The organism is Pseudomonas sp. P1_F7 (assembly GCF_056405655.1).
In genome coordinates, this window is record NZ_JBFUBR010000004.1 from 158,745 (window position 1) to 182,294 (window position 23,550).

The 23,550-nt window shown below is 60.3% G+C and carries 27 protein-coding genes; 11 read left to right on the top strand and 16 right to left on the bottom strand.

Annotation, left to right across the window (positions count from 1 at the left end; all coding sequences use genetic code 11):
• Positions 1 to 7 precede the first annotated feature (7 nt).
• Positions 8 to 1,150, bottom strand: a complete 1,143-nt coding sequence (earP, locus tag AC1D1M_RS06980) for an elongation factor P maturation arginine rhamnosyltransferase EarP (protein ID WP_477775066.1) — start codon at positions 1,148 to 1,150, stop codon at positions 8 to 10.
• A gap of 124 nt (positions 1,151 to 1,274) precedes the next feature.
• Between earP and AC1D1M_RS06985 the strand changes: the two genes are divergently transcribed.
• Together AC1D1M_RS06985 and AC1D1M_RS06990 are read left to right on the top strand one after the other, a co-directional pair.
• Positions 1,275 to 1,685: a hypothetical protein gene (locus AC1D1M_RS06985; RefSeq protein ID WP_477775067.1), complete on the top strand. Its 411-nt coding sequence runs from the start codon at positions 1,275 to 1,277 to the stop codon at positions 1,683 to 1,685.
• Between the two features lie 2 nt (positions 1,686 to 1,687).
• Positions 1,688 to 2,170: a GreA/GreB family elongation factor gene (locus AC1D1M_RS06990; RefSeq protein WP_477775068.1), complete on the top strand. Its 483-nt coding sequence runs from the start codon at positions 1,688 to 1,690 to the stop codon at positions 2,168 to 2,170.
• A 6-nt stretch (positions 2,171 to 2,176) separates the two neighbouring features.
• Here AC1D1M_RS06990 and cysB read toward each other — a convergent pair whose 3' ends face one another.
• The 5 genes from cysB to AC1D1M_RS07015 all read right to left on the bottom strand — a co-directional run bounded on the left by cysB (position 2,177) and on the right by AC1D1M_RS07015 (position 6,131).
• Positions 2,177 to 3,151: an HTH-type transcriptional regulator CysB gene (gene cysB / locus AC1D1M_RS06995; protein ID WP_007998136.1), complete on the bottom strand. Its 975-nt coding sequence runs from the start codon at positions 3,149 to 3,151 to the stop codon at positions 2,177 to 2,179.
• Between the two features lie 113 nt (positions 3,152 to 3,264).
• Positions 3,265 to 3,768 (bottom strand): universal stress protein, encoded by a 504-nt coding sequence (locus AC1D1M_RS07000; RefSeq protein ID WP_056727114.1) that lies wholly within the window; start codon positions 3,766 to 3,768, stop codon positions 3,265 to 3,267.
• A 95-nt stretch (positions 3,769 to 3,863) separates the two neighbouring features.
• A complete protein-coding gene (locus AC1D1M_RS07005) occupies positions 3,864 to 4,769 on the bottom strand; it encodes a 5'-nucleotidase (protein ID WP_046043378.1) in 906 nt (301 codons plus the stop codon).
• 25 nt (positions 4,770 to 4,794) lie between these two features.
• A complete protein-coding gene (locus tag AC1D1M_RS07010; RefSeq protein WP_477775069.1) occupies positions 4,795 to 5,748 on the bottom strand; it encodes a putative 2-dehydropantoate 2-reductase in 954 nt (317 codons plus the stop codon).
• On the bottom strand, positions 5,745 to 6,131 hold the full coding sequence (locus AC1D1M_RS07015) for a thioredoxin family protein (RefSeq protein WP_477775070.1): 387 nt from the start codon (positions 6,129 to 6,131) through the stop codon (positions 5,745 to 5,747). The genes AC1D1M_RS07010 and AC1D1M_RS07015 overlap by 4 nt, the downstream gene beginning before the upstream one ends.
• Between AC1D1M_RS07015 and AC1D1M_RS07020 the strand changes: the two genes are divergently transcribed.
• Both AC1D1M_RS07020 and AC1D1M_RS07025 read left to right on the top strand, forming a co-directional pair.
• Positions 6,130 to 6,573 carry a PilZ domain-containing protein gene (locus AC1D1M_RS07020; RefSeq protein WP_477775071.1) on the top strand — a complete coding sequence of 148 codons (444 nt, stop codon included), beginning with the start codon at positions 6,130 to 6,132 and terminating at the stop codon, positions 6,571 to 6,573. The two genes, AC1D1M_RS07015 and AC1D1M_RS07020, sit on opposite strands and share 2 nt — an antisense overlap.
• A 187-nt stretch (positions 6,574 to 6,760) precedes the next feature.
• Positions 6,761 to 7,837: a 3-deoxy-7-phosphoheptulonate synthase gene (locus AC1D1M_RS07025; protein WP_477775072.1), complete on the top strand. Its 1,077-nt coding sequence runs from the start codon at positions 6,761 to 6,763 to the stop codon at positions 7,835 to 7,837.
• A gap of 85 nt (positions 7,838 to 7,922) precedes the next feature.
• Here AC1D1M_RS07025 and AC1D1M_RS07030 read toward each other — a convergent pair whose 3' ends face one another.
• Positions 7,923 to 8,210 carry a GNAT family N-acetyltransferase gene (locus AC1D1M_RS07030; protein ID WP_007973562.1) on the bottom strand — a complete coding sequence of 96 codons (288 nt, stop codon included), beginning with the start codon at positions 8,208 to 8,210 and terminating at the stop codon, positions 7,923 to 7,925.
• Between the two features lie 638 nt (positions 8,211 to 8,848).
• On the opposite strand from AC1D1M_RS07030, the gene oprI reads away from it, so the two are divergent.
• A complete protein-coding gene (gene oprI / locus AC1D1M_RS07035) occupies positions 8,849 to 9,100 on the top strand; it encodes an outer membrane lipoprotei OprI (RefSeq protein ID WP_003199355.1) in 252 nt (83 codons plus the stop codon).
• A 123-nt stretch (positions 9,101 to 9,223) separates the two neighbouring features.
• On the opposite strand, the gene AC1D1M_RS07040 is transcribed toward oprI, so the two are convergent.
• From AC1D1M_RS07040 to AC1D1M_RS07050, 3 genes are all read right to left on the bottom strand, one after another.
• Entirely contained in the window at positions 9,224 to 10,198 is a 975-nt protein-coding gene (locus AC1D1M_RS07040) for a L,D-transpeptidase family protein (protein WP_477775073.1), read from the bottom strand.
• An 819-nt stretch (positions 10,199 to 11,017) separates the two neighbouring features.
• On the bottom strand, positions 11,018 to 11,311 hold the full coding sequence (locus AC1D1M_RS07045; RefSeq protein WP_007991769.1) for a hypothetical protein: 294 nt from the start codon (positions 11,309 to 11,311) through the stop codon (positions 11,018 to 11,020).
• Positions 11,312 to 11,367: 56 nt separating this feature from the next.
• Complete coding sequence (locus AC1D1M_RS07050) at positions 11,368 to 11,973, bottom strand: arylesterase (RefSeq protein ID WP_477775074.1); 606 nt, start codon at positions 11,971 to 11,973, stop codon at positions 11,368 to 11,370.
• Positions 11,974 to 11,983: 10 nt separating this feature from the next.
• On the opposite strand from AC1D1M_RS07050, the gene AC1D1M_RS07055 reads away from it, so the two are divergent.
• From AC1D1M_RS07055 to greB, 3 genes are read left to right on the top strand one after another with little or no spacing between them, the layout of a single operon-like run.
• The gene (locus AC1D1M_RS07055; protein ID WP_046043370.1) at positions 11,984 to 12,667 is read left to right on the top strand and encodes an ABC transporter ATP-binding protein; all 684 of its coding nucleotides are present in this window, start codon (positions 11,984 to 11,986) and stop codon (positions 12,665 to 12,667) included.
• Entirely contained in the window at positions 12,667 to 15,171 is a 2,505-nt protein-coding gene (locus AC1D1M_RS07060) for an ABC transporter permease (RefSeq protein WP_477775075.1), read from the top strand. The genes AC1D1M_RS07055 and AC1D1M_RS07060 overlap by 1 nt, the downstream gene beginning before the upstream one ends.
• 33 nt (positions 15,172 to 15,204) lie before the next feature.
• Complete coding sequence (gene greB, locus AC1D1M_RS07065) at positions 15,205 to 15,702, top strand: transcription elongation factor GreB (RefSeq protein WP_007973570.1); 498 nt, start codon at positions 15,205 to 15,207, stop codon at positions 15,700 to 15,702.
• Positions 15,703 to 15,705: 3 nt separating this feature from the next.
• On the opposite strand, the gene AC1D1M_RS07070 is transcribed toward greB, so the two are convergent.
• The 3 genes from AC1D1M_RS07070 to AC1D1M_RS07080 form a co-directional block, all read right to left on the bottom strand.
• Positions 15,706 to 16,014, bottom strand: a complete 309-nt coding sequence (locus AC1D1M_RS07070; RefSeq protein WP_008001428.1) for a hypothetical protein — start codon at positions 16,012 to 16,014, stop codon at positions 15,706 to 15,708.
• A 247-nt stretch (positions 16,015 to 16,261) separates the two neighbouring features.
• Complete coding sequence (locus AC1D1M_RS07075) at positions 16,262 to 16,696, bottom strand: DoxX family protein (protein ID WP_477775076.1); 435 nt, start codon at positions 16,694 to 16,696, stop codon at positions 16,262 to 16,264.
• Between the two features lie 103 nt (positions 16,697 to 16,799).
• Entirely contained in the window at positions 16,800 to 18,221 is a 1,422-nt protein-coding gene (locus tag AC1D1M_RS07080) for an MltF family protein (protein WP_477775077.1), read from the bottom strand.
• A gap of 236 nt (positions 18,222 to 18,457) precedes the next feature.
• Between AC1D1M_RS07080 and AC1D1M_RS07085 the strand changes: the two genes are divergently transcribed.
• The 3 genes from AC1D1M_RS07085 to AC1D1M_RS07095 all read left to right on the top strand — a co-directional run bounded on the left by AC1D1M_RS07085 (position 18,458) and on the right by AC1D1M_RS07095 (position 21,345).
• Positions 18,458 to 19,267, top strand: a complete 810-nt coding sequence (locus tag AC1D1M_RS07085; RefSeq protein ID WP_477775078.1) for a TatD family hydrolase — start codon at positions 18,458 to 18,460, stop codon at positions 19,265 to 19,267.
• Between the two features lie 101 nt (positions 19,268 to 19,368).
• Positions 19,369 to 20,850: a methyl-accepting chemotaxis protein gene (locus AC1D1M_RS07090; protein ID WP_477775079.1), complete on the top strand. Its 1,482-nt coding sequence runs from the start codon at positions 19,369 to 19,371 to the stop codon at positions 20,848 to 20,850.
• A 129-nt stretch (positions 20,851 to 20,979) separates the two neighbouring features.
• A complete protein-coding gene (locus tag AC1D1M_RS07095) occupies positions 20,980 to 21,345 on the top strand; it encodes a terminase (protein ID WP_477775080.1) in 366 nt (121 codons plus the stop codon).
• On the opposite strand, the gene AC1D1M_RS07100 is transcribed toward AC1D1M_RS07095, so the two are convergent.
• The 3 genes from AC1D1M_RS07100 to AC1D1M_RS07110 form a co-directional block, all read right to left on the bottom strand.
• The gene (locus AC1D1M_RS07100) at positions 21,346 to 22,143 is read right to left on the bottom strand and encodes an acyl-CoA thioesterase (RefSeq protein ID WP_477775081.1); all 798 of its coding nucleotides are present in this window, start codon (positions 22,141 to 22,143) and stop codon (positions 21,346 to 21,348) included.
• Between the two features lie 144 nt (positions 22,144 to 22,287).
• Positions 22,288 to 23,046: a CHAD domain-containing protein gene (locus AC1D1M_RS07105; RefSeq protein WP_477775082.1), complete on the bottom strand. Its 759-nt coding sequence runs from the start codon at positions 23,044 to 23,046 to the stop codon at positions 22,288 to 22,290.
• Positions 23,047 to 23,146: 100 nt separating this feature from the next.
• Positions 23,147 to 23,425: a hypothetical protein gene (locus AC1D1M_RS07110; protein ID WP_007991739.1), complete on the bottom strand. Its 279-nt coding sequence runs from the start codon at positions 23,423 to 23,425 to the stop codon at positions 23,147 to 23,149.
• Between the last annotated feature and the right edge of the window lie 125 nt (positions 23,426 to 23,550).

Below are 23,550 nucleotides of genomic sequence, written 5' to 3' on the forward strand. Positions count from 1 at the left end.
CCGCGTATCATATCCAATTTCCATAAAACTGTACCAGCGCCGTGGCAAGATCGGCCTGCAAGGCCTGTTCCAGACACCACGCCTCGGCGTGTTTTTCCAGCTCTGGCCAGTGTTTACGGGTGAATTGCCAGTGGTCGGCTATTTTTTCACCAGCGTTCCACGCCCGCCAAAGACCGCTGATCGCCTCCCGCGCAGGCGCAGATAACCCCTTTACATAGAGTTCGAGGAAGGCTTCGAGCTTGTCCAGGTGGATGCCTTCTTCCTGCTGGTAGATGTGCCAAAGAAATGGCCGGCCGGCCCATTGGGCGCGCACAAAGGAGTCTTCGCCGCGCACGGCATTGAAATCGCAGCACCACAGCAACCGGTCGTATTGGTCCTGGCGGACGAATGGCAGCACTTGCACGGTCAAGGCGTCACACACATGCACGGCACCGGCCGCCAAACCCTGCACACCGAGCCAACGCTCGACGTCGCCGAGAATCCGCCCTTCCGGCACCAGCAGATGAGTGGTCGTCGAATCGCCTGCCATCCCGTCGAGCCAACTGGCCAAACCGGTGTTTTCGTAGGCAAACAATGAAATCAGCTGCGCGCCGGGCGCAGGATCAATCCCCATACCTTGCAGGAACTCTCTTCGAGCCTGCGGGTTTTGCTGAAATTGCCGACGCCGTTCCAGTAACCCTCGCTCACGCAGCAATCCGCCGGTGCCCCTCTGGAATCCAGGGAAGAAAAAGAACTTCTGCACGCTTTTGTACTTCACCGAGGGCAAACCGTGGCAACCGATGACCCAGTCCTCGGCACTCAGATAGTCGAGGTTCATCCACAGCGGCGTCTTCTCCCGTTCGACCATGGCGTCCATATAGGCGCTCGGCAATTGGCAGGCAAAGGCAGCAATCACCACATCGGCGGCTTCAGTCGGCTGCCACTCGGCGGGCCATTGGCGCACTTCGACGTCGTGCTGCCACTGCTGCGAAGCGTGGATGTCGATTTCCGGGCACAGGCGTTCAAACGCTCGCAGGTCATCGACCCATAGACGCACCGCCAGCCCATGTTCGGCCACCAGTTGCCGGGCCAGTCGCCAGGTCACGCCGATGTCGCCGAAGTTGTCGACCACGGTGCAAAAAATATCCCAGCGGGTTTTCATTTCAGGCATTCCAGGCTCCCGTTGGCAAAGGCGCCGATTGTCCGCATAAATTACCCCGTGCAGAAGAGCCGACGGCGATTATTCTTCATGCGACAATCGCCACTCGCCAGTGACCTTTCGCCAGGAGGCAACCATGCCCCACCGTCCCACTCCGCGCCGATCCTTCCCAATCAGCCTCAACGCCCTGCAACTGACCGGCAGCATCGCCCTGGGCATGTGGTTGGGATTCATTGCCATTGTGCTGACCTGCTGGCTCGCTTCGCGCCTGCTTTTCAGCGAACAATTGGCACCCGTGGCGGCAGCTGTGGAGCAACTGGCCAAACCACCCGTGGTGGCCCAATCGGTGCCGGACATCCCGCCACAGAGCCCGCTGTTCGAGCAATATGAAGAAAACCTGCGCAAGAACGAGCAGCAGCAACGGCTCGATCAGGCACGCAGCAGCAGTCGCAACCTGTCCAACCCAAGCTGTCAGTTCTGGCTGCAGCAGGACCGCACTGCACCCAGCGAAAAAAGCCGCGCCAACATCCTGCAATTCTGCGATTGATCATGAATAAGCATACCGTCCACCAACTGATTCTCGACAAGCTGCGGATCGATCTCGACATCGCCGAACGGGCCGCGCAAACCGCTTACGAAACGGCGACCCATGAAGAAAACATCGCCGAGAACAAGTACGACACCCTGGGGCTGGAAGCGTCCTATCTCGCGGCCGGACAAGCCAGACGGGTCGAAGAAATTCGCCAGTCACTGAGCCTCTGCCAGAACATGGCCCTGCGCCCGTATGACGATCAGCGAGGCATCGAAGTGGGCGCACTGCTCGGGCTCGAGGACGAAAAGGGGCGCGAACAATGGCTGTTTCTCGCCCCCGATGCAGCCGGGCTGAAGGTCGATCTGGTGGGGCAACTGATTACCGTCATCACCCCGCGCTCACCGCTGGGCAAAAGCCTGCTGGGCAAGTTCGAGGGCGATGAGGTGGAGATTCTGGTGGCGGGCGCTCGGCAACAGTTCGCTGTCACCGAGGTCGTTTAAACAGGTTTAATGAACAGGCAGTTCGACACCGTCGAACAGCTCCTCCAGTTCCTGCTTGTTGTGGCATTGAATGGCCTTGGCCATGACTTCGCGGGTCAGGTGTGGCGCGAACTTCTCGATGAAGTCGCACATGAAACCACGCAGGAAGGTGCCGCGACGGAAGCCGATCTTGGTCACGCTGGACTCGAACAACTCACTGGCATCAAGCACGACCAGGTCGCTGTCGAGTTTGCTGTCGACGGCCATTTTCGCCACGATGCCCACGCCCAGACCCAAGCGAACATAGGTCTTGATCACGTCGGCGTCGGCGGCGGTGAACACCACTTTCGGCGTCAGGCCACGATGGCTGAAGGCTTCGTCGAGTTTCGAACGGCCGGTAAAACCGAACACGTACGTCACGATCGGGTATTCGGCCAGCGCTTCGAGGGTCAGTTTCGACAGCTTGGTCAGCGGGTGGCCCTGGGGCACGACCACGCAACGGTTCCAGCGGTAGCACGGCATCATCACCAGATCACCGAACAGCTCCAGCGCTTCGGTGGCAATGGCGAAATCCACGGTGCCGTCAGCGGCCATTTCGGCGATCTGCATCGGCGAACCCTGGTGCATGTGCAGGGCAACGTCCGGGTATTGCTTGATGAAATTGCTGATCACCGGCGGCAACGCATAACGCGCCTGGGTGTGAGTCGTGGCGATCGACAGGGTGCCCTTCTTCTCGTTGGAGAATTCCTGGGCGATCTGCTTGATGCTTTCAACCTTGCGCAGAATCTCGCCAGCGGTGGTGATGATGCGCTCACCAGCCGGGGTGACCCGGGTCAGGTGTTTACCGCTGCGGGCAAAAACCTCGACGCCCAGTTCGTCTTCCAGCAGACGGATCTGTTTACTGATGCCCGGTTGAGAGGTGTAAAGACTTTGGGCTGTAGCGGAAACGTTGAGGTCGTGGTGCGCCACTTCCCAGATGTAGCGCAATTGTTGAAGCTTCATATGAATCCCTCAAAGCAGGTAGACGCCACGGGCATCAGCGACGATATATAACTATATTAATGGCTCGAAGAATAAATCTAGAACTTTTTTATCAGATTGCCATTATTCGTGTCCTAGCGGTCCCCTTGACGACGACGTTGCACCAGCGGCACCAGATAGACCGGCACCTTGGACAGTTGCAACACGCGGGCGGCGGTTCGCCCCAAAGGCGTTTCCGCACCAGCACCATGGCTATGACTACCTACGATCAACAAATCCACGGAGAGTTTCTGCGCCTGATCCAGAATCACCTGCGATGGATCGCCCTGCAGCACCCGCACCGCCTGAATCCGCTCCAGGTCATGCTCCCCCTCATCCCCCAATTCTTCACGAAAACTGTCGAGCACCCGCTGCTCGATACTGGCGATCACCGTATTGAGGCCCTGGCTGTGAAACTCGTTCAGCGCCTGTTCATCGAGATAACTTTGCAGCACCGATTCGGCAAACAACCCCATGGGTTCAACCGCATGCACGACATACAAACTGGCATTGAAGGTCCTGGCCAGTTCCAGGGCATGCTGCATCACCACGGGCGCGTACAGGCCAAGGTCAGTGGCATACAGCATCGAACGAATCATATGACCTCCTCGACTGCCAACATGGCGGAGATTTGATTCAGCTTAGCAGTGCCTTGGCGACTACGGCGTCCGGCGCAACGCATTGAACGGTGGGCTTAAACCTTTTGCTCATTGCTTATGCCATGGGGCACATGACCGGTGGCGACGACTTCACGGGCCAATTCGCAGTGGCCGGCCTGATCGTCGAAAAACACATCGGCTGCGAAGGCTTCGAGAAAGGCCGACTTGGTCAGGCCGCCGAGGAACAGCGACTCGTCGAGACGGATGTCCCATTCGCGCAACGTGCGAATGACCCGCTCATGGGCTGGCGCCGATCGCGCCGTGACCAGCGCGGTACGGATCGGACAGGTGTCCTCCGGGAACTCACGCTGTAACAGATTGAGGGCGGCGAGAAAGCCCTTGAACGGCCCACCGCGCAACGGCTCGCGGGCGGCCTCACGCTCGCTGGCCTGGAACGCTTCCAGACCACCGGCCTGATAAATGCGCTCCGACTCATCGGAAAACAGCACCGCGTCTCCGTCGAAGGCAATGCGCAATTCGTCGCTGGCCGCACGGCTGGCACCGCCCGACAGAATGGTCGCCGCCGCGAACCCGGCGTCCAGTGCATTGCGCACGTCTTCGGCGTGGGTCGAGAGAAACAGGTCGCAGCCAAAGGCCTTGAGGTAGGGATACGGACTGCGCCCGCCGACAAATGCCGCACGGGAAATCGCCAGTCCGTAGTGGTCAATCGAGTTGAATACCCGCAGCCCGGTGTCGGCGCTGTTGCGCGACACCAGAATCACCTCGACCCGGGCGCGGCCGAGGCTGTTGTTGAGGTTCAGGAGTTTCTGCACCAACGGAAAGGCATCGCCGGGTTCGAGGATTTCGTCTTCATGTTCGATCTGATATTGCCGGTAGGCTTCGACGCCACTCGACAGGTAGACCTTGTGGCTTTCGCTCAGGTCGAACAGCGCCCGCGAAGAAATCGCCAGCACCAGCTTGTCGTCAATTGCCTTTGGCATGCCCTTCCCCCTCAGGTCGGTCGACTCAGGTGTTGCGTCGATCAATGAAACTCAAACTGCGATACAAGGCCTCGATGCGTGGCATCTCACACCCGGCTGCCTTCGCCGCCGCCAAAGGCCGGGCGTAGATCGCGGCCAGTTCCAGCGGTCGCTTGTGCAAGTAATCGTGGTACATGCTCGGCCAGTAGTCGGGCATTTTCTCGGTCACCATGAACAGGTGCTCGGCATACCCTGCCGGTATGTCGTGCCCGCACGCGACTGCGCCTTGCACCACTTCAGCCATCAGCGCCTTGATCAGCTCGCGACTGTCGGCATCGGCCATCAACGGTGTAGTGCTCGCCCCCAGCAAAACCGAGAGACCGTTGTAAGGGATATTCCAGACCAGTTTTTGCCAGCGCGCCTGGTGCAGGTTCGCCATGGCCTGGGAATCGAGGCCGGCGCTGCGAAACAGCCCGACGCCCTCCTCGACAATTGCGCTGCGTGCCGGCCCATCGGCGGGACCGCTGTGATAACCCACATGCACCGCGCCCAGCGCCTGATGGGTAATGACACCCGGCGCCTCGCGATGGACGCAGATGTAGCACAGCCCTCCGAGAACATGCAGCGAATCGGGGAGCAACTCGCGCAGGCTGTCTTCGACGTCCAGGCCGTTTTGCAACAGCAGTACCTTGGCGTTCGGTGCCGCCGCCTGCAGGATGGCAGGTGCCAGGTCAGCGTTGCTGGTGGTTTTCGCGCCCACCAGCAGCCAGTCGCAGGGTGGCAGGTCTTCAGCGTTCGAATAAGCCTGTACCGGATTCAGCTTCAGCGCACCGTGGGGCGCGCTATCGACTTGCAACCCGTGCTCGGCCACTGCGGAGAATTCGCTGCGCAGCAGAAAGTGCACATCAAAACCGGCACGCGCCAGCATCACCCCGTAGAAACCGCCGATTGCGCCGGTCCCGATAATGCCGATCGTCGGCCTGGCAACTGTTCCCATCATGGCAACTCCTCTGCTGTTCGACTCAGCGCCTGGCGCACGGCCCGATTGAGCTCGGTGTCGGTCAGGCGCGACTTCAGTGCTCCAAAGAATTCGCCGTCGCGAACGACAAACAGCGCCGGCAAGTGAAAGACCTGATAACGCTCGACCAGCCCGCCGTTGTTGCCGGCATCGATCCAGCACAGTCGATCGACTGCCAGGTCGAGTGTCGGCAATTGCTCGCGGGCAAAACGGCAACTGGCGCAGCCGACACTGGTGAAAATGACCAGCGATACACCGCTCATCGCCAGCAGCCGTTGGTCGGCGTCAAAATCGGTCAGTTCCAATTCGACCACTATACTGGAGGAAACAATGTCAGATGGCCGACACATGGAGTCTGTGTTCATGGGACGTTTTATTCCTCACCCTGACGAAGTGCCCGTCGAACTAACGTTGCTGAAACCTGAGTGTATTTCGCGACGACAGCTGCACACTATCAGTCTCGGGGGCATGGCTTGCAATTATCACCGCGCGTGGCGACACGGCACGGCGCTGGAAGTGCGCATGCCGACCGTGAACCCGGACATGCGCTATCTGGGCTATGTCGCCTGGTGCCTGCGGCGCAAACGCGGTTATCTGGTGGGCATCGCCTTCGTTGATGAACAAACGCTGTTCAGCGCCCGAATGGGCGAGCAGGTGTGCCAGATCGAACGCTACTGCCGCCTGCATGACACCAACGAAGACTTGCAGGATGTCCAGGCGCTGGCCCTCGAATGGGTCCAGGAGCACGCCGACGAGTTCTCTCACGACTCGGTGCGCAAGGCTTTTGCGCAGCCGGTGCTGGAATAGAGGCATTCTTGATCGATTTGCGCCTCGCGGCAGGGAAACTGACTGCGAAACCCCACCAAACCGGTGTCTGCCCATTGTCGAGCCACGGTGTAACGCGCTAAGGTTCGGCTCCCCGACGCGCTTAATTTGCTGTGCTCCGCCGCGCGGGTTCGCTGGCGGCCGGCACCCGTGACCTGACGAGTAAACGATGGCTGATTTACCGATCAACGACCTAAACGTCGCCTCCAACGAGACACTGATCACTCCCGATCAGCTCAAGCGCGATATTCCCCTGAGCGACGCCGCACTGCGCACCGTCACCAAGGGCCGCGAAGTCATTCGCAACATTCTGGATGGCACCGACCACCGCCTGTTCGTCGTCATCGGGCCTTGCTCGATCCACGACATCAAGGCCGCCCACGAGTATGCCGAGCGCCTGAAGGTTCTCGCTGCCGAAGTGTCCGATACCCTGTATCTGGTCATGCGCGTGTATTTCGAGAAGCCACGTACCACCGTCGGTTGGAAAGGCTTGATCAACGACCCGTACCTGGACGACTCGTTCAAGATCCAGGACGGCTTGCACATCGGTCGCCAGTTGCTGCTGGACCTGGCCGAAAAAGGCCTGCCTACCGCCACCGAAGCCCTCGATCCGATCTCCCCGCAATACTTGCAGGACCTGATCAGCTGGTCGGCCATCGGCGCGCGCACCACCGAATCCCAGACTCACCGTGAAATGGCCTCCGGCCTGTCCTCGGCCGTCGGCTTCAAGAACGGTACCGATGGCGGCCTGACCGTGGCGATCAACGCCCTGCAGTCGGTTTCCAGCCCGCACCGTTTCCTGGGCATCAACCAGGAAGGTGGCGTGTCGATCGTGACCACCAAGGGCAATGCCTACGGTCACGTGGTGCTGCGCGGCGGCAACGGCAAGCCGAACTACGATTCGGTCAGCGTTGCGCTCTGCGAGCAGGCGCTGAACAAGGCGAAGATCAAGCCGAACATCATGGTCGATTGCAGCCACGCCAACTCCAACAAGGATCCGGCCCTGCAACCGCTGGTGATGGAAAACGTCGCCAACCAGATCCTCGAAGGCAACATGTCGATCATCGGGCTGATGGTTGAAAGCCATCTGAACTGGGGCTGCCAGGCGATCCCGAAAGACCTCGCCGACCTGCAATACGGCGTGTCGATCACTGACGCCTGCATCGACTGGACCGCGACCGAAAACACCTTGCGCAGCATGCATGCCAAGCTCAAGGATGTGCTGCCTAAACGCGATCGCAGCTGATCGCCTGATTGGCTGCACAAAAAGCGTACATAAAAAAACGCCGGGCTGAACCCGGCGTTTTTTTATGTGTTCGTTTTATTGAAGGTCACTGACTCAACTTGGCCGCATGCCGCTGGTGACGCTCCATGTAGCGCTCGACGTAGGAGCACGATGGAATGACGGTGTAGCCCATTTCGTCAGCGTACTCCAGCGCCTTCTCGGTCAAGGCTGCCGCAATACCGCGACCACGCAATGCGTTGGGCACGAAGGTGCGATAGATATCCAGGGTCTGCTTCCCCAGATCCATATAGGTCAGATAGGCACGATGACCGTCCACATTGGTCTCGAACTGATGACCAGCCTGGTCATGGTGGATGGACAACGCCTCGCTCATCACTACTCCTCGCGGGTCTGGAATTTTGACCCCTACCTTACCGATGTTTTTCCGGCGAAGGAACATCTACGCCACCCCGTGCCTGAATGGACACCGAGAAGAGCTGCACCGATCTCGCGCTACCGAGCACGTACAAATAGTAGGCACCATTGACAGAAATGCTCAAGGTGCGCTCGTCATCATGCAGGTTGGCGGGTGCTGCTCCGGATCACGCAGGAATGGCTCGACCGAAGATCACTCCAGGTCGATAGCCTGTACATTGCCGGATGTTGAGACTTAAGACGAGCGCCCGTTGTTAAAGTCACCTGAACATCGAGAAAGATATTGAGAGGCGCTACACAAAAGCCGAACAAAAGTGTAGACGAATCCATGTAGGCGGACTTTAGCCAGACTGAAAAACAGCGCTGTGCCACAGGAACTTTTTCTCGCCTGCTCGCTCAGCCACGGGCCTTGCAGCTGGATACTTTTTAAACAATTCAGTTAAAAGTTGCTCGAAAAAGAATCAACGCCTACAATTTTTTTTGCTTCTTGCGTCACGTCAGTTTTACTTACTACAAGTAATGGGTAGTATGTACGCCGGCTATTTCCTCAATCGGAGGAGATAGCTACTTAATAGAAAGTCCTTGAAGGGGAACACGATGAACAACGTTCTGAAATTCTCTGCTCTGGCTCTGGCCGCAGTTCTGGCTACCGGTTGCAGCAGCGCATCGAAAGAAACCGAAGCACGTCTGACCGCTACTGAAGACGCAGCTGCTCGCTCCCAGGCTCGTGCAGACGAAGCTTACCGTAAAGCTGATGAAGCTCTGGCTGCTGCTCAAAAAGCACAACAGACTGCTGACGAAGCTAACGAGCGTGCTCTGCGCATGCTGGACAAAGCTAGCCGCAAGTAATAATCCTTCGGGATTGTTATCAAGCCGACCCATTTTTTGGGTCGGCTTTTTTATTGCCCGGCGTTTCTCCAGGCAATAAAAAACCCGTCGACGCGGTCCGCGCCGACGGGCTCTTTGCCAGCGTTACTGCATCGGGTCGACCGGAGTGCTCGACACCATCGGTACGACGCCGTTGCCCGGCACAGCGATCTCCACCGGCAGGCCGTCTTCAGCGGCGACCACATCACGCACCACATCCCAGTTCATGCGCAGGTTGTTGGTGATGTCTTCACGCTTGAGCATCGCATTGATGACTGCGGTGTGCTTGTCGACCACCGACGGGTTGCCCTTGTCGTCCAGCGGCGTATGCGCCTCCAGATAGACCTTGCCGCCACTCAGACCAAACTTGTACGGGTCGTTGATGATCCGCACCGACGTACCGACCGGAACCATGCCCGCCATTTCCAGAACGTTGTTGTTGAACATGCGGAAGCAACCGTGGCTGGTGCGCATGCCAATACCGAACTTCTTGTTCGAACCGTGGATCAGGTAGCCCGGTGTGCCCAGAGTGAACTTGAACGGCCCCAGCGGGTTGTCAGGGCCGGCCGGCACGACATTGGGCAGCGGATCACCGTCTGCTGCGTGCTCGGCCTTGATCGAAGCCGGAGGCGTCCAGGTCGGGTTCGGCGTCTTGGCGGTGATGCTGGTGTGGGCAATCGGCGAGCCCCAGCCTTCACGACCGATACCCAGCGGGAACGTGTACACCACGTTCTTGCCTTTCGGGTAGTAGTAGAGGCGGTACTCGGCCAGGTTGATCACGATGCCTTCACGCGGGCCTGGTGGCAGGATGAAGCGGGTCGGCAGGATGATTTCCGTGCCAACGCCTGGCAACCATGCATCGACACCCGGGTTGGCCGCGACCATTTCCGTGTAGCCCAGATCGTAGGCGGTACCAAGGTCGGCGAAGGTATCTTCGTACTTGGCCTTGATCACCTGCACCTGGCCGATGATGTCCTCACCGGGCGGTGGCAGGGGAAACTCCAATGCTGCAACGGGACCGGCCACAAAGAGGGCGGCAAGAGTCAGGCAGCGGGTGACGGCAGGAAAACGCGGCAACATCCGGAAAATCCTTCGCATGATCAACAGAGATATAAGAGCGCGATTGTACACCGCTGTCCGTTATTTCGGGGAGATGGCCCGATTGCAGGCAATGCAAGGCGTTCACTGTGAGCTTGCTTCGGGTGGTGTCCTGAAGATGGCTGTGTGATGGGCGATTTTTGACCGGGTACATATCCATTCTTTTGATAACGGCCACCTATGGTTCCGCTCTTACAGCGGGTTACTTGGAAAAGCCCCAAGTAACCAAGGGCTCTTGCCCCTGACGTTCGGCCTCATGAGGGGGCGTGTACCGCAAAAGCAAAAGCGAGGCGGCCTACCGGCCGGCCTGATCGCGGGGTTCGTTTGCCTTGAGAATTGGGTCGGCTGTCAGGCCGCCATCGCGAGCAAGCTCGCTCCCACAGAAGAGCAAAGGCCGAGCAGCCCACACCACCGCGTCGCTCTTCACCACTCATCAGGCCGAGCGTTAGCTCGCCTGCAGCTCTTGATCTTGATCCACCCGCCCCCTCGGGAGGCTGAGTGGAGGTGTTCATCCGGGGATGGGCGCGCAGCGCCGTTCGACGCAGTCGAACTCATTGCATGTAGGTCGTCGCGAAGCAGACCGGAGGGCAATGCCCCCGGATGGATACCGGAGCGAAGGAACCCCGAGCCTTAGCGAGGGGCCGTACGTTCGGGGCGAGCGCTTTTGGTTACTTTTAAGGCGCTTGTTAAAAGTGACTCGCCGTAAGGGCGAAACCATAAGTCGCCGTTACCGCAGCAACGGATATGTACACGGTCAACAAAAGACAGGTCGGCTCGAAGGCCGCCTCGACTCCTGACGGATCAAAGCTCAAACCGCAGTTCAGGCCAGATCGGCGACGTCCCCCGCTTCTGCGACTCAAGAATGGCCCGGCACAACGAACACAGCCGCTGGTCCTGAAACACCCGGCGATCAACACTCGACCAGCGAGGCGAAGCCGGCAACAGACTGCCACACAAGGTCCGGTCCGCCGAACCGCCCAACTCCAGTTGACGGGTCACCAGATGTACCCGCACTTCCTGGCAGGCGAACAGATCCAGCTGTTCGTCAGGCTCGATCAGTTGGTAGGCAAATAGTGACCAGGCGGGACGCGGCATCGGGGGCTCCAAATCGGGGGCGCCACCTTAGCCGAAAGCCTGCCTCTAGAAAAGTGTCATAACAGCGGTTTTAGAGTAGGCCAGACATTTTCCAGTAACTTGTCCTGGGCCCCGGCCGCCGGGTGTATGCCGTCAGCCTGCATCAAGTCCGGATGGCCGCCCACGCCGTCGAGGAAAAACGGCACCAGCGGGATCTTTTTCTCATCGGCCAGGTTGCTGTAGACCTCGGCGAAGGCCTTGGTGTAGCGGGAGCCGTAATTGGGCGGCAGTTGCATGCCGAGCAACAGCACCTTGGCACCGCTGGCCCGGGAGCTGTCGATCATTGACGCAAGGTTTTGTTGCAATTGAGTTGGCAGCAAGCCACGCAGGCCGTCATTGCCGCCCAACTCGAGGATCACCACTTGCGGCTTATGCTCTGCAAGCAGCGTCGGCAGGCGCGCCTGGCCTCCGGCGCTGGTATCGCCACTGATGGACGCATTGATCACTTTATCGTTGAAACCTTCGCGCTTGAGCCGTTGCTCAAGCAGCGACACCCACCCCAACCGGGTATCCAGCCCGAAACCGGCGCTGATACTATCGCCAACGATCAGGACTGTACCCGCCGCTGCGTTTTGGGCCATGCACATCAAGGCCAGGCCAGCACTCAAAAACCAGACACGCATCGGACTCTCCATGGGCGCAAGCATTCTCATCGCGAAGGACCTTAGCAAAGTGGTTCCCAGCGCGGAAGGTGAACTGACCATCCTGCACCAACTCAGCCTGGAACTGAACAAGGGCGACAGCCTGGCCATCGTCGGCGCTTCGGGCTCCGGCAAATCCACACTGCTGGGCCTGCTCGCCGGCCTCGACCTGCCAAGCAGCGGCGAAGTCACTCTCGCCGGCCAGGGCTTGAGCAACCTCGATGAAGACCAGCGCGCGCGCATCCGCGCCGAGCACGTGGGCTTTGTGTTCCAGTCATTCCAGTTGCTCGACAGCCTCAATGCCCTGGAAAACGTCATGCTGCCACTGGAGCTCGATGGCCGCAAAGACGCCCGCGAACGCGCCACCCAATTGCTGCAACGGGTGGGACTGGGCCAACGCCTGACCCACTCGCCGCGCCAGCTCTCCGGCGGCGAGCAACAGCGCGTGGCGATTGCCCGTGCGTTTGCCGCCGAACCCGATGTGCTGTTTGCCGACGAACCTACCGGCAACCTCGACAGCCACACCGGCGAGCGCATCAGCGACTTGCTGTTCGAGCTCAACCAGGAGCGCGGCACGACCCTGGTGCTGGTGACTCACGATGAACGCCTGGCCCATCGCTGCCGGCGCCTGATCCGTCTTGAAGCCGGCCTGCTGGTCGCCCCTCTGGAGCCTTGATGGCACGTCTGCCGCTGTTGCGCCTGTTCAGTCTCGCCATCCGCCAATTGCTGCGCGATGCCCGCGCCGGTGAGCTGCGCGTGTTGTTTTTTGCCTTGCTGGTGGCCGTGGCCGCGAGTACCGCGATTGGTTATTTCGGCGCCCGCCTGAACGGCGCCATGATGCTGCGGGCCACCGAATTCCTCGGTGCCGACCTGCTGCTCGAAGGCAGTTCACCGGCGCGTCCCGAGCAGATAAAAAGCGGCACCGAACTGGGTCTGGATCACGCTCAAGTGGTGGAGTTCTCCAGCGTTATCGCCACCGATAACGGCATCCAGTTGTCCAGTATCAAGGCGGCCGATGACACCTACCCGCTACGCGGCGAACTGAAGAGCGCACCCGCGCCCTTCGCCGCGGAGGAACCCGGTGGAGGACCGAAACCCGGTGAAGCCTGGGTCGAGGCACGCCTGCTGACGGCACTGGACTTGAAGATTGGCGACAGCATCGACGTGGGCATGAAAACCCTGAAGCTGGCGCGAGTGCTGACGTATGAACCCGACCGCGCCGGCAATTTCTACAGCCTTACTCCACGGGTGCTGATCAATCTTGACGACCTCACGGCGACTGGCGTGGTGCAACCCGGCAGCCGGGTCAGTTACCGCGAACTATGGCGCGGCAATGCCCAGGCGCTGGAGACCTATCGCCAACTGATCAAACCGGGGCTTGCCGCCAACCAACGCTTGCAGGACGCCCGAGATGGCAACCGGCAAATCGGCGGTGCCTTGGGCAAGGCCGAGCGCTACCTGAACATGGCCAGCCTGGTGGCGGTGTTGCTGTCCGGCGTAGCGGTGGCGCTGTCGGCAACCCGTTTCGCCACCCGTCGATTCGACGCCAGTGCCTTGCTGCGCTGCCTCGGGCTGTCACGCCGGGAAACCCTGGTGTTGTTCAGCCTGCAACTGACTGTGCTCGGGCTGCTGGCCAGCATCAGCGGCGCCCTCCTCGGCTGGCTCGCACAACTGGGGTTGTTTGCCCTGCTGCATGACTTGCTGCCGACCGACGTGCCTCCGGGCGGGCTGTTTCCGGCTGTTGCCGGGATCGGCACCGGACTGGTGGCGCTGGCCGGATTCGCCTTGCCGCCACTGGCGGCTCTGGGCCGGGTTCCGCCATTGCGCGTGCTGCGCCGGGACATGCTGCCGATTCCTTCCAGCACCTGGATGGTCTACGGCGCAGCGCTGGGCGCCCTCGCCCTGATCATGTGGCGCCTGAGCCTGGACCTGGTGCTGACCTTTGCCCTGCTCGGCGGCGGCGTGATTGCAGCGCTGGTGCTGGGCGGTTTGTTGCTGCTGCTGTTGAAGAGTCTGCGGCGCATGCTTGCTCGTGCGTCCTTGCCCTGGCGCCTCGGACTCGGCCAATTGCTGCGTCATCCGCTCGCGGCTGCGGGCCAGTCCCTGGCGTTCGGCCTGATTCTGCTGTCGATGGCGCTGATAGCGCTGCTGCGCGGCGAGCTGCTGGATACCTGGCAAAACCAGTTACCGAAAAACGCCCCCAATTACTTCGCACTGAACATCCTGCCGGCTGATAAGCAGTCCTTCACCGATCACCTGATTGCCGTGTCGGCGCAATCGGCACCGCTGTACCCGGTGGTGCCGGGACGCTTGATCAGCATCAACGGCGAACCGGTGCAGCAAATCGTCACCAAGGAGTCGGCCGGCGACCGGGCGATCCAGCGCGACCTGAGCCTGACCTGGGCCGCGGACCTGCCGTCGGGCAACAAACTCACGGCCGGCAATTGGTGGAGCGAACAGACGCCGGACGATGTTCCCGGCGTGTCGGTGGAAGGCAAGGTCGCCGAAAGCCTGAAACTCAAACTCGGCGATCATCTGATTTTCAGCGTTGGTGGGGTCAATCGTGAAGCGAAAGTCACCAGCCTGCGGGAGATCAACTGGGACAACTTCCAGCCGAACTTCTTCATGATCTTCCAGCCAGGCACCCTCAAGGACCTGCCGGCGACTTACCTGACCAGTTTCTATCTGGCACCGGGTCATGACCAACAGATCGTCGACCTGTCCCGCGCCTTCCCGGCAGTGACGATCCTGCAAGTCGAAGCCTTGCTGGAGCAACTGCGCAGCATCCTCGCCCAGGTGACCCTGGCGGTGGAGTACGTGTTGTTGTTCGTGTTGGCGGCAGGGATGGCGGTGCTGTTCTCCGGCCTGCAAGCGACGCTGGACGAACGCATTCGCCAGGGTGCGTTGCTGCGAGCGCTGGGGGCCGAACGGCAATTGCTGGTCAAGGCTCGGCGCATCGAATTCGGCTTGCTCGGTGCCGTCAGTGGTTTGCTGGCGGCATTGGGATCGGAACTGGTGAGCCTGGTGCTCTACCGCTACGCCTTTGACCTGCCATGGCATCCGCATCCATGGCTGTTGTTGCTGCCGCTGATTGGCGCCGCGCTCATTGGTGGTGCCGGGGTGTTCGGCACCCGTCGGGCATTGAACGCCAGCCCGCTGACAGTTCTGCGCGAGGGTTGATAGACTCAGCCGTCTCCACCACAAGAAGTTGCCATGAGCCGTTACCGCCCTCCCCGTACCGCCGGCACCGCGCTGATCACCCCCGAAGGTGAAGCGCGGATGCGTGCGGAGTTCCATGAGCTGTGGCATGTACGTCGGCCCCAGGTGACCCAGGCTGTCAGCGAAGCCGCGGCCCAGGGTGATCGCTCGGAGAACGCCGAATACACCTACGGCAAAAAGATGCTGCGAGAGATCGACAGCCGTGTGCGCTTTCTCACCAAACGCCTGGAAGCGCTCAAGGTTGTCAGCGAAAAACCCAGCGATCCGAACAAGGTCTATTTCGGCGCCTGGGTCACGATCGAGGACGAGGACGGTAAAGAGTCGCGTTACCGCATTGTCGGGCCGGATGAACTGGACCTCAAACAGGGCCTGATCAGCATCGACTCGCCCTTGGCTCGCGCCCTGATCGGCAAGGCACTGGACGCCGAAGTCCGGGTCCAGACACCCACCGGTGAGCAGTGTGTTTATATCGTCGCGATCGACTACCCGTGAGCTTTAACGACGGGTAATCAACCCTTGCCGGGCAACGCGGGTCAGTTGCCGGATCACTTCAGGTGCGTCTTCGAGGCTGGGGGATTGAATCACTGCCAGATCGAAACTGTCGTCGGCAAAACGAGCGAGCGACTCACCGTCTTCGACAAACTGGATCAGGAAGGCAGCGGGACCGCCGGTACGACGTGGCCAGCCATCGAGATAACGCAAGAGCGTCGGCTGATGTTTGCCGCCAAGCAGGATTTTTGGATTGCGCTGGGTGAGATGTGCCGTGATCGGCGCGGGACGTACAACGGGGTTTAGTGCATTCATTGTGTCGTGTCTCTGCCTCAAAAGTCTGCATGGCAGGTGAGAGGCAACACCGAACCAGCGCTTTAGCGGTATTTCGAAGCCTGTTCCGGCTTCTATCGGCAACTGGATGAGTCACCTGGCGCCCCGCAAGTAGCTGTTTAAATCGGCGCATGAGCAACATCCTAGAGAAGCTGACTGGACAGTGTCAAGAATGACGCTCAACAAAAAAGGCCCGCACAATGCGGGCCATTTCGTTGAGCCAGAGCGGTCAACCGGCGATGGCGCGGTCCGCCGAGAGTTTGCCCGCACCTTCGATCAATACCGCGATACTGCCACCGAGCAAGGCCAGGGCGAATTCATAACCGTTGTTGGCCATGAACAGTCCGTTGCTGATGTGCACCGAGAAAATCGCGACCAGCAACAGGAAGGTCAGGCCAAGTGCGGCCGGACGAACCAGCAGGCCGATGATCAGGGCCAGGCCGGCGAAGAACTCGATGCCGCCAGACAGTGTCGCCATCAGGTAACCCGGCGTCAGTCCGAGGCTTTCCATGTACTGCGCGGTTCCAGCCAGACCATAGCCACCGAATGCCCCGAAGAGTTTCTGCGAGCCGTGAGCGGCGGAAATAATGCCGACCACGATGCGCAGAACGGTCAGGCCGTAGCCAGCGCGGGTAGACAGTACCTTGTTGATCAGAGTGCTCATGCTGTTTCATTCCTTGTAAGTGCGTGTTGGTTGGCCGCCATATTAATCAGTAATTCACATGTTAAAAGCGCAAAAAACCCGCCATAACAATCAGATTAGTCGATCATTTGCGTGAGGCAACCTTTTGTCCCTGGGGCTCCAACGACTCCCGCTCCCGGTCGAATGCCAAGTAATACTTGTTCACGCTATTAACATAGCTGACGGGCCCCATACCCACTTGCTCCATGGCAACGCGTTCGACCTGGAAGAACCACTGGTTGGGATTCAATCCTCGCCGCCGGGCTTCTGCGCGCATACCCTGAACCCGCTCCGGCCCGATGTTGTAGGCTGCCAGCACGAAGGCCATGCGTTCGCGCTCGTTGAGTTTCGGGCTGGCAAAGAACTTGCTCCGGATCATCGCCAGGTACTTGGCCCCGGCCTGCACATTGCCGTCTACGTCCTGAATATTATTGACCCCCACCCGCTGCGCCGCAGCAGACGTGATCTGCATCAGACCGGTCGGGCCACCGCCACTGCGGGCTGCGGGCTGCAACGCCGATTCCTTGAAAGCCAGCGCCGCCAGGTTCAGCCAGTCCATGCCTTGGGCATCGGCGTGTTTCTGCAGCACCGGGCGAAGTTTTTCCAGACGCTGCCGGTCCGCCTTGGCCAGCGGGTAATGCACTTGATAGAGACGCCGATAGATCCGCAGGAACGCGGCGTCCTGATCCGATGGTTTTTTGTAGACGGTGAGGAAGCGATCAATGCTGGCCCGCAGCATCGAGGCATCACGGCGCACGAACCAGAACTCTTCTCCCGGATCACTGATGAGAACCTGCTTGTCGAAACGCAGCTTGGGCAAGATCTTGCCCCAGCGTTCGGCGATCGGCTGCTCGACGATGGTCAGGTGGAAGATCCCGCCCTGCACCATCTCCAGCACATCCTCGACGGCAAGGCTCGGATCGACCCATTCGATTGTGACCGGTGGCAGTTTGTGCAAGGCAAGCTTTTGATTGATCTGGCTGACGGCATCCCCGGCGGCGCTGCCGGCGGGTAACGCCAGGGTCTTGCCGGAAAGCTGTTCAAGCTTGGTGTAACGGCGTTCGCCCTTGATGCCCACCAGGACCAACGGGACGTTGCTGGCAATGGGCTCACTGGTGCTGACGGCAAAACCCGCTTGCAGATCGAGCAACTCGCCTGGCGCTACCAGATCGCCCTCCCCGCGCTGCAATGCGCCGAGCAATTGATCCTTGGCCTTGGGAATGATCTTGAGGGTGATTTCCTGACCGTCACGGGCATGGCCGTTGAGGTATTGCTCGAACGCTCTCAGGCGATGGTACTCGACCCCGATCGCCTGCCCCTGGACTTCGCCGGAACTGTTGCGGCTCTGATTGACCAACACCCGCAGCACACGACTGCTGCGGATTTCCGCAAGGTCGCGCACCTTACTGGCCGGCACGGCTTGCAGCGGTCCGGGCAGACGCGCGACCGCCGACAGCGGCAGTAGCAGCGAACAGCACAGCAGTAGCAAAGCCGAGGGACGAATCATCCACTCTCCGGAAAGAATATGAGGCCCGCTTCAATGACGGATGGCATCAAGCGCAGCGACAAAACAGAGCGCCCAAGGCGCTGGCAACACGCGAAAGACTGGCACAATGATGGCAAAACTACCAACCCGGTCTGGCCCGCGGCTCAAGAGACAGCGTTAACCCGTTGTAGTTCTTGGCTTTTCTTATAAATCCACGGCTCTGATATGCTTTCCGGCCTTTGGGCCGAGGTAGCACCATGCAACTCATCGATATCGGCGTCAACCTGACCAACGCCAGTTTTGCCGACAAACACCAGGCCGTACTCGACCGTGCCTACGCAGCCGGCGTATGCCAACTGGTGCTGACGGGTACCAGTATCGAGGGCAGCGAACAGGCCCTTGAGTTGTGCCAACAACTGGACGAAAGCGCTCAGCGCCTGTTCGCCACCGCCGGTATCCACCCTCACTGCGCCAGCGACTGGAACGCCGACAGCGCCCGACGATTGCGCAGCTTGCTCAACGAACCGAATGTGGTGGCCGTGGGTGAATGCGGGCTGGACTTCAACCGTGATTTCTCGCCGCGTCCGCAGCAGGAAAAGGTCCTCGAAGAACATCTGGCCATGGCCGTTGAATTGCAGCTGCCGGTTTTTCTGCACGAACGCGACGCCAGCCAGCGCTTGCTGGAAATCCTGCGTGACTTCCGCGACCGATTGCCGGCTGCCGTGGTGCACTGCTTCACTGGCGAACAGAAGGCACTGTTCAGCTATCTCGACCTGGATCTGCACATCGGCATTACCGGCTGGATCTGCGACGAGCGCCGGGGCACGCATTTGCATCCGCTGGTCAAGGAGATCAAGTGCGGACGCCTGATGCTCGAAAGCGATGCGCCGTATCTGTTGCCGCGCAGCCTGCGCCCCAAGCCGAAAAACGGGCGAAACGAGCCGGCGTACCTGACCGAAGTATTGCGCGAAGTGGCGCTGCATCGCGGAGAAAGCCAGGAAGAACTGGCGGCGCACACCACAGCCTGTGCGCGGGCGTTTTATAGGCTGCCTTCGATTCCCGAGTAAACCCGGCTCCCACATTGACCTGCATCAAGATTCGAATTCCTGCATAGCGGCACAATAATGGCACCTTGCCAAAACTGTTTCCGCTATCAGAGAAGACCTCCATGGGTGCCTGGCTTAGCAATATTTCGCTGAAATACAAATTCTGGGCGGTCAATGCCGTCGCCTTCGTCACCACGCTGCTGCTGGTGCTGTACGCGGTGCAGCTTGAACAGCAGGCCCGCAGTCATGCCGCCCAGGCTTCGGCCCAGGCCCAGGCGCGACTGCTCGAAGCCTGGCCCGCAGGGCAGCCGCTGCCCAAGGCCGTAAACCTGCTGACGTACAATCGCGGACAGGCGCCGTCGCTGAATGGACAATCCGTGCCCGAACTCACCCATGCAAACGGCTGGGTCGAGATCAACCCGATGCCGCTGTTCGGTGACAATCCGTTGATGGGGGCCGAAGTGTTCTCGCGTGCCGACGGCCAGCAGGTCGCTGTGAGTGCCCACGGTCCAAGCCTGAGCCAGGTGTTCGGCGAGCGTTTTGCCAATTACGCGGTGGCCGTGTGCATCCTGATGCTGGCAATGCTCGGCGCATCACAGCTATTGATCCGCTTCCTGCTCAGCCAGCTCAACACCTTGAAAGACGTGATGCTGCACGTGGAGAAAACCGGCGACCTGTCGGCCCGCGTGCCATTGGCTTGCAGCGACGAAGTCGGGCAAATGGCCAACGCCTTCAACGCCATGCAGGCTGGATATCAACGGGTGGTCAACACCGTCGCCAGCACCGCCCGGCAACTGGACGTCGGCGCCGCGCGACTGGCGGCCAGCATGAATGAAGTGCGCCACGGCATGCTCGGCCAGCAAAGCGAAACCGATCAGGCCGCCACGGCGATCAACGAAATGACCGCCACGGTCTATCACATCGCCCAACACGCGGGTGCCACCCGTGACCTTTCGCAATCGGCCGATACCCTGGCCGGCAGCGGCCAGGAGGTCGTGACGCGGGTGCAGCGGTCAATTGCCGGACTGTCCACCGGCGTCCAGCAGACCGCCGAGATGATTCAACGCCTGGCCGAAGACAGCCAGAAGATCAACGGCGTGGTCAACGTGATTCACAGCATCGCCGAGCAGACCAACCTGCTGGCATTGAACGCCGCCATCGAAGCGGCCCGGGCTGGCGAGATGGGGCGCGGGTTTGCAGTGGTTGCCGATGAAGTGCGCAACCTCGCCAAACGCGTGCAGGCCTCCACGGATGAAATCACCGTCATGGTGTCGGCGTTGCAGGCCGGCACGCGCGACGCCGTGGATTTCATGCAAGAGAGCTCGTTCAAGGCCGACGACTGCGTACAACAGGCGCAAGAGGCCGGCGCGGCATTAGCCGAGATCACCGGCGCGGTGGCGCAGATGCGTGAAAGCAACACGCAGATCGCGGTGGCAGCCGAGCAGCAGAGCCAGGCGGCGGAAGAGATGAACCGGGCGGTGGTGAGCATCCGTGACGTGACCGAGAACACCGTGCAGCAGACGGTGACTTCGGCGATCACCAGCAATGAATTGGCGGCGCTGGCAGGGGAGTTGAGCAAGGCTATCGGTCAGCTGAAACTTTGAGGTCGGAACCGGCAACATCAATCCAGACCATGACACCTATCAATCCAATAGCCAGCCTTGATTCGCCGCCCGTGCTGAGCCGGCCTATTCTTCAACACATGTGTTCAACATGGATCGAGGATCAGCATCATGGGCAAACGTCACCCCAACCTTCCCGCCTGGCAATGGCGAGCGTACCCGAACAATCATCAGCACCCGACCAATCTGGTGTTGCACCTGATCGCGGTGCCGCTGTTCATCGTGGCGTTTCTGCTGATCGTGTCTGGGGTGTTCAGCCTGAGCCTGGCGAACATCGCCATCGGCGTGATCGGTGTGATTGCGGCGCTGGCCTTGCAACGCCACGGCCACAGCCTGGAGACGCAAGCCTCCGAACCCTTCAGTGATCGCAAGGATGCGATATCGCGCTTGTTGGTCGAGCAGTTCCTGACGTTTCCGCGGTTCTTCCTCAGCGGTGGCTGGTGGCGCGCCTGGCGTGAGCGCCACCGCCGTCACTGATCAGGCGAACACCGTCACCGTTTGCCGGCTCATGGCGATCAAGCGGCCATCCGCGCTCCACATTTTCGCGGCAGCATGCCCGTAGCCATCGGCGGCGTACTCGGTTTCGACAAGGTATTTGCACCAGTCCAGGGTGTTCAGCTCCAGCAGCGGCTGCACGAACTCGATGGTCCAGGTCAGCGTGCTGCCCATCGCCGGCTTCTTCAAAAACGGCATCAGGGCCGGCGGCCAGGCGTCCACCAGCGCCAGGATATGCGCCTCGCTGATGGCCTCTTCTTTCACGTCGCCGCGCAAGCGCACCCAGCCGCCCATTTGCCGGGATGTGCTGCCGCTGAACGGCAGCCCGCCGACACTCCAGCGCATCGCCAGATGCCGCATGAATTCCGGAATGACGCCTTCGACAAAAGGCAGTTCCTGGCACTCGTCCCAGTGCTTCATTTCAGGTGCCGGTTCAGCGGTCACCGCCACTTCCGAGGGGCGTGAGGCGCCAAAACTACCCTGGATCAACGTCACCACCTGACCCTTCTGCATCACCCGGCCCAACACCTGGCTGACCGCCTTGCCTTCGCGCAGCACGTCGACTTCAAAACTGACCGGAACCTCGGGTTCAACCGGGCCGACAAAGGTGATTGCCAACGAGCGCACCGGACGATCCGCCGGCACCCGGGCACGCATGGCTTCGTACTGCAAAGCGGCCACCAGGCCACCGAAACTGGCGCGCCCCTGGGCCCAGGAGGCCGGGATAGACAGCTCCCGCGGATGGCTGCGGACAGCGTCGAGCAGTTCGGAAAAACGCATGAAAACCTCTGGGGTCGGAAAAAGACGAAGGGATCTTAACCAGCCAGCGAAGGCTATACAGCACCCATTCCGGCCAAAAGTACTGACAGAAGAGCCGCACAGGTCTCGTGCCGTACACATAACCCTGTGGGAGCTGGGGTGATATCAGGATTTGAAGCAATCGCGACTGAGTTTTTCCAGCACCCGGTCCGCACGCTGTTCAGCCTCGGCTATGGTGGCTGTCCAGACCGCAACACAGGGCTGCAAATCCGCTTCCCGCTCAGCCATGGCCAGCCATTGCACGCAATCATGCCAGTCGCCCAGCACGCCCTGGGCCGATTTCAACCGGGGCATGGCCGCTTTCGGCAAACGATCCAGTTCGGGGTAAGCGTCGATGCCATAGCGCACACGCTTGATCAGCAGCCGCAGCCGATGACGGTCGTGGGCCGGGTCGTGCAGTGCCTCGTCGAGTTTTTTCCACTGTTTGCCCAGACGTTTTTCGATGCGCTTGCGCAAGCCCTTGAGCAATCCCTGGCGCTGGGCGGCGCGCAGAAAACGCGGAAACGCATCGAGGACGATCAGCATTTGCGCAAGTTCAGGGCTGGCCGCCACCGCCGGATAGGCCTCAGCCATTTGCGCCATGCGTCGCTGTGCGGCTTGGGGTTGATGGTGCTGGAGCAGGTAAGCCGCCAGCACTTCGCGATCACGTAATGGCGTGGTCAGATCGCCCACCCGGGAGGCGGCCGCTTCCAGTTGCTCGACACCGGGCAGACCGCGCAAGGGTCGCAACAGGCTGCGCAACCGACGCATGGTTGTGCGCAGATCGTGTAACGCTTCAGGGTCAGTACGCTCTTTCAAGCGGGCCTGACAGGCCAGCAGACGAATATCCAGGCCCAGAACACGAGCCACCAACCGATCGATCATGGGGGTTTACTCCGTAAACAGCGCCAGGCTGCAAGCTACGAGCTGCAAGCCCGATGAGTCTTGCAGCTCGTAGCTTAGAGCCTGCAGCTACTTTTTGCCTTCAACGCCCCGCGCGCGACTCACGAATATAGAAACGGGCCTTCTCGGCCTTGTGGCTGCACCCTTCAAACCCCTCGAACTGCTGCTGGGTCTTGGCCGCGGTCAACAGCGACAAGGCTTTGGAGTAGCTGACGGTCCCGGCGAAACCTTCGGCCTTGGCCAGGTCCAGCTCATGCCATGCAGCATCCAGGTTACTACCGCAACTGTCGCGATAAGCGGTTTTGCCGGCACAACCGGCGAGCGCCAGGGCAATCAATGGCACGCAGATCCAGGCTTTCATCACTCACTCCTCAAAGATAGGTCAACAGTCGTGCAGGTAAGACGGTGTGGCACCTGAAAAGTGCCGTTGGTCCGCTATGCAAACTATAGCGCTGACGAGAATAACCATGTGCCGCCATGGAGTGT

Excerpts from the sequence above, each read along its gene's own strand:
- earP (WP_477775066.1), bottom strand. The coding sequence starts at position 1,150 with ATGCCTGAAATGAAAACCCGCTGGGATATTTTTTGCACCGTGGTCGAC.
- AC1D1M_RS06985 (WP_477775067.1), top strand. The coding sequence starts at position 1,275 with ATGCCCCACCGTCCCACTCCGCGCCGATCCTTCCCAATCAGCCTCAAC.
- AC1D1M_RS06990 (WP_477775068.1), top strand. The coding sequence starts at position 1,688 with ATGAATAAGCATACCGTCCACCAACTGATTCTCGACAAGCTGCGGATC.
- cysB (WP_007998136.1), bottom strand. The coding sequence starts at position 3,151 with ATGAAGCTTCAACAATTGCGCTACATCTGGGAAGTGGCGCACCACGAC.
- AC1D1M_RS07000 (WP_056727114.1), bottom strand. The coding sequence starts at position 3,768 with ATGATTCGTTCGATGCTGTATGCCACTGACCTTGGCCTGTACGCGCCC.
- AC1D1M_RS07005 (WP_046043378.1), bottom strand. The coding sequence starts at position 4,769 with ATGCCAAAGGCAATTGACGACAAGCTGGTGCTGGCGATTTCTTCGCGG.
- AC1D1M_RS07010 (WP_477775069.1), bottom strand. The coding sequence starts at position 5,748 with ATGATGGGAACAGTTGCCAGGCCGACGATCGGCATTATCGGGACCGGC.
- AC1D1M_RS07020 (WP_477775071.1), top strand. The coding sequence starts at position 6,130 with ATGGGACGTTTTATTCCTCACCCTGACGAAGTGCCCGTCGAACTAACG.
- AC1D1M_RS07015 (WP_477775070.1), bottom strand. The coding sequence starts at position 6,131 with ATGAACACAGACTCCATGTGTCGGCCATCTGACATTGTTTCCTCCAGT.
- AC1D1M_RS07025 (WP_477775072.1), top strand. The coding sequence starts at position 6,761 with ATGGCTGATTTACCGATCAACGACCTAAACGTCGCCTCCAACGAGACA.
- AC1D1M_RS07030 (WP_007973562.1), bottom strand. The coding sequence starts at position 8,210 with ATGAGCGAGGCGTTGTCCATCCACCATGACCAGGCTGGTCATCAGTTC.
- oprI (WP_003199355.1), top strand. The coding sequence starts at position 8,849 with ATGAACAACGTTCTGAAATTCTCTGCTCTGGCTCTGGCCGCAGTTCTG.
- AC1D1M_RS07040 (WP_477775073.1), bottom strand. The coding sequence starts at position 10,198 with ATGTTGCCGCGTTTTCCTGCCGTCACCCGCTGCCTGACTCTTGCCGCC.
- AC1D1M_RS07045 (WP_007991769.1), bottom strand. The coding sequence starts at position 11,311 with ATGCCGCGTCCCGCCTGGTCACTATTTGCCTACCAACTGATCGAGCCT.
- AC1D1M_RS07050 (WP_477775074.1), bottom strand. The coding sequence starts at position 11,973 with ATGCGTGTCTGGTTTTTGAGTGCTGGCCTGGCCTTGATGTGCATGGCC.
- AC1D1M_RS07055 (WP_046043370.1), top strand. The coding sequence starts at position 11,984 with ATGGGCGCAAGCATTCTCATCGCGAAGGACCTTAGCAAAGTGGTTCCC.
- AC1D1M_RS07060 (WP_477775075.1), top strand. The coding sequence starts at position 12,667 with ATGGCACGTCTGCCGCTGTTGCGCCTGTTCAGTCTCGCCATCCGCCAA.
- greB (WP_007973570.1), top strand. The coding sequence starts at position 15,205 with ATGAGCCGTTACCGCCCTCCCCGTACCGCCGGCACCGCGCTGATCACC.
- AC1D1M_RS07070 (WP_008001428.1), bottom strand. The coding sequence starts at position 16,014 with ATGAATGCACTAAACCCCGTTGTACGTCCCGCGCCGATCACGGCACAT.
- AC1D1M_RS07075 (WP_477775076.1), bottom strand. The coding sequence starts at position 16,696 with ATGAGCACTCTGATCAACAAGGTACTGTCTACCCGCGCTGGCTACGGC.
- AC1D1M_RS07080 (WP_477775077.1), bottom strand. The coding sequence starts at position 18,221 with ATGATTCGTCCCTCGGCTTTGCTACTGCTGTGCTGTTCGCTGCTACTG.
- AC1D1M_RS07085 (WP_477775078.1), top strand. The coding sequence starts at position 18,458 with ATGCAACTCATCGATATCGGCGTCAACCTGACCAACGCCAGTTTTGCC.
- AC1D1M_RS07090 (WP_477775079.1), top strand. The coding sequence starts at position 19,369 with ATGGGTGCCTGGCTTAGCAATATTTCGCTGAAATACAAATTCTGGGCG.
- AC1D1M_RS07095 (WP_477775080.1), top strand. The coding sequence starts at position 20,980 with ATGGGCAAACGTCACCCCAACCTTCCCGCCTGGCAATGGCGAGCGTAC.
- AC1D1M_RS07100 (WP_477775081.1), bottom strand. The coding sequence starts at position 22,143 with ATGCGTTTTTCCGAACTGCTCGACGCTGTCCGCAGCCATCCGCGGGAG.
- AC1D1M_RS07105 (WP_477775082.1), bottom strand. The coding sequence starts at position 23,046 with ATGATCGATCGGTTGGTGGCTCGTGTTCTGGGCCTGGATATTCGTCTG.
- AC1D1M_RS07110 (WP_007991739.1), bottom strand. The coding sequence starts at position 23,425 with ATGAAAGCCTGGATCTGCGTGCCATTGATTGCCCTGGCGCTCGCCGGT.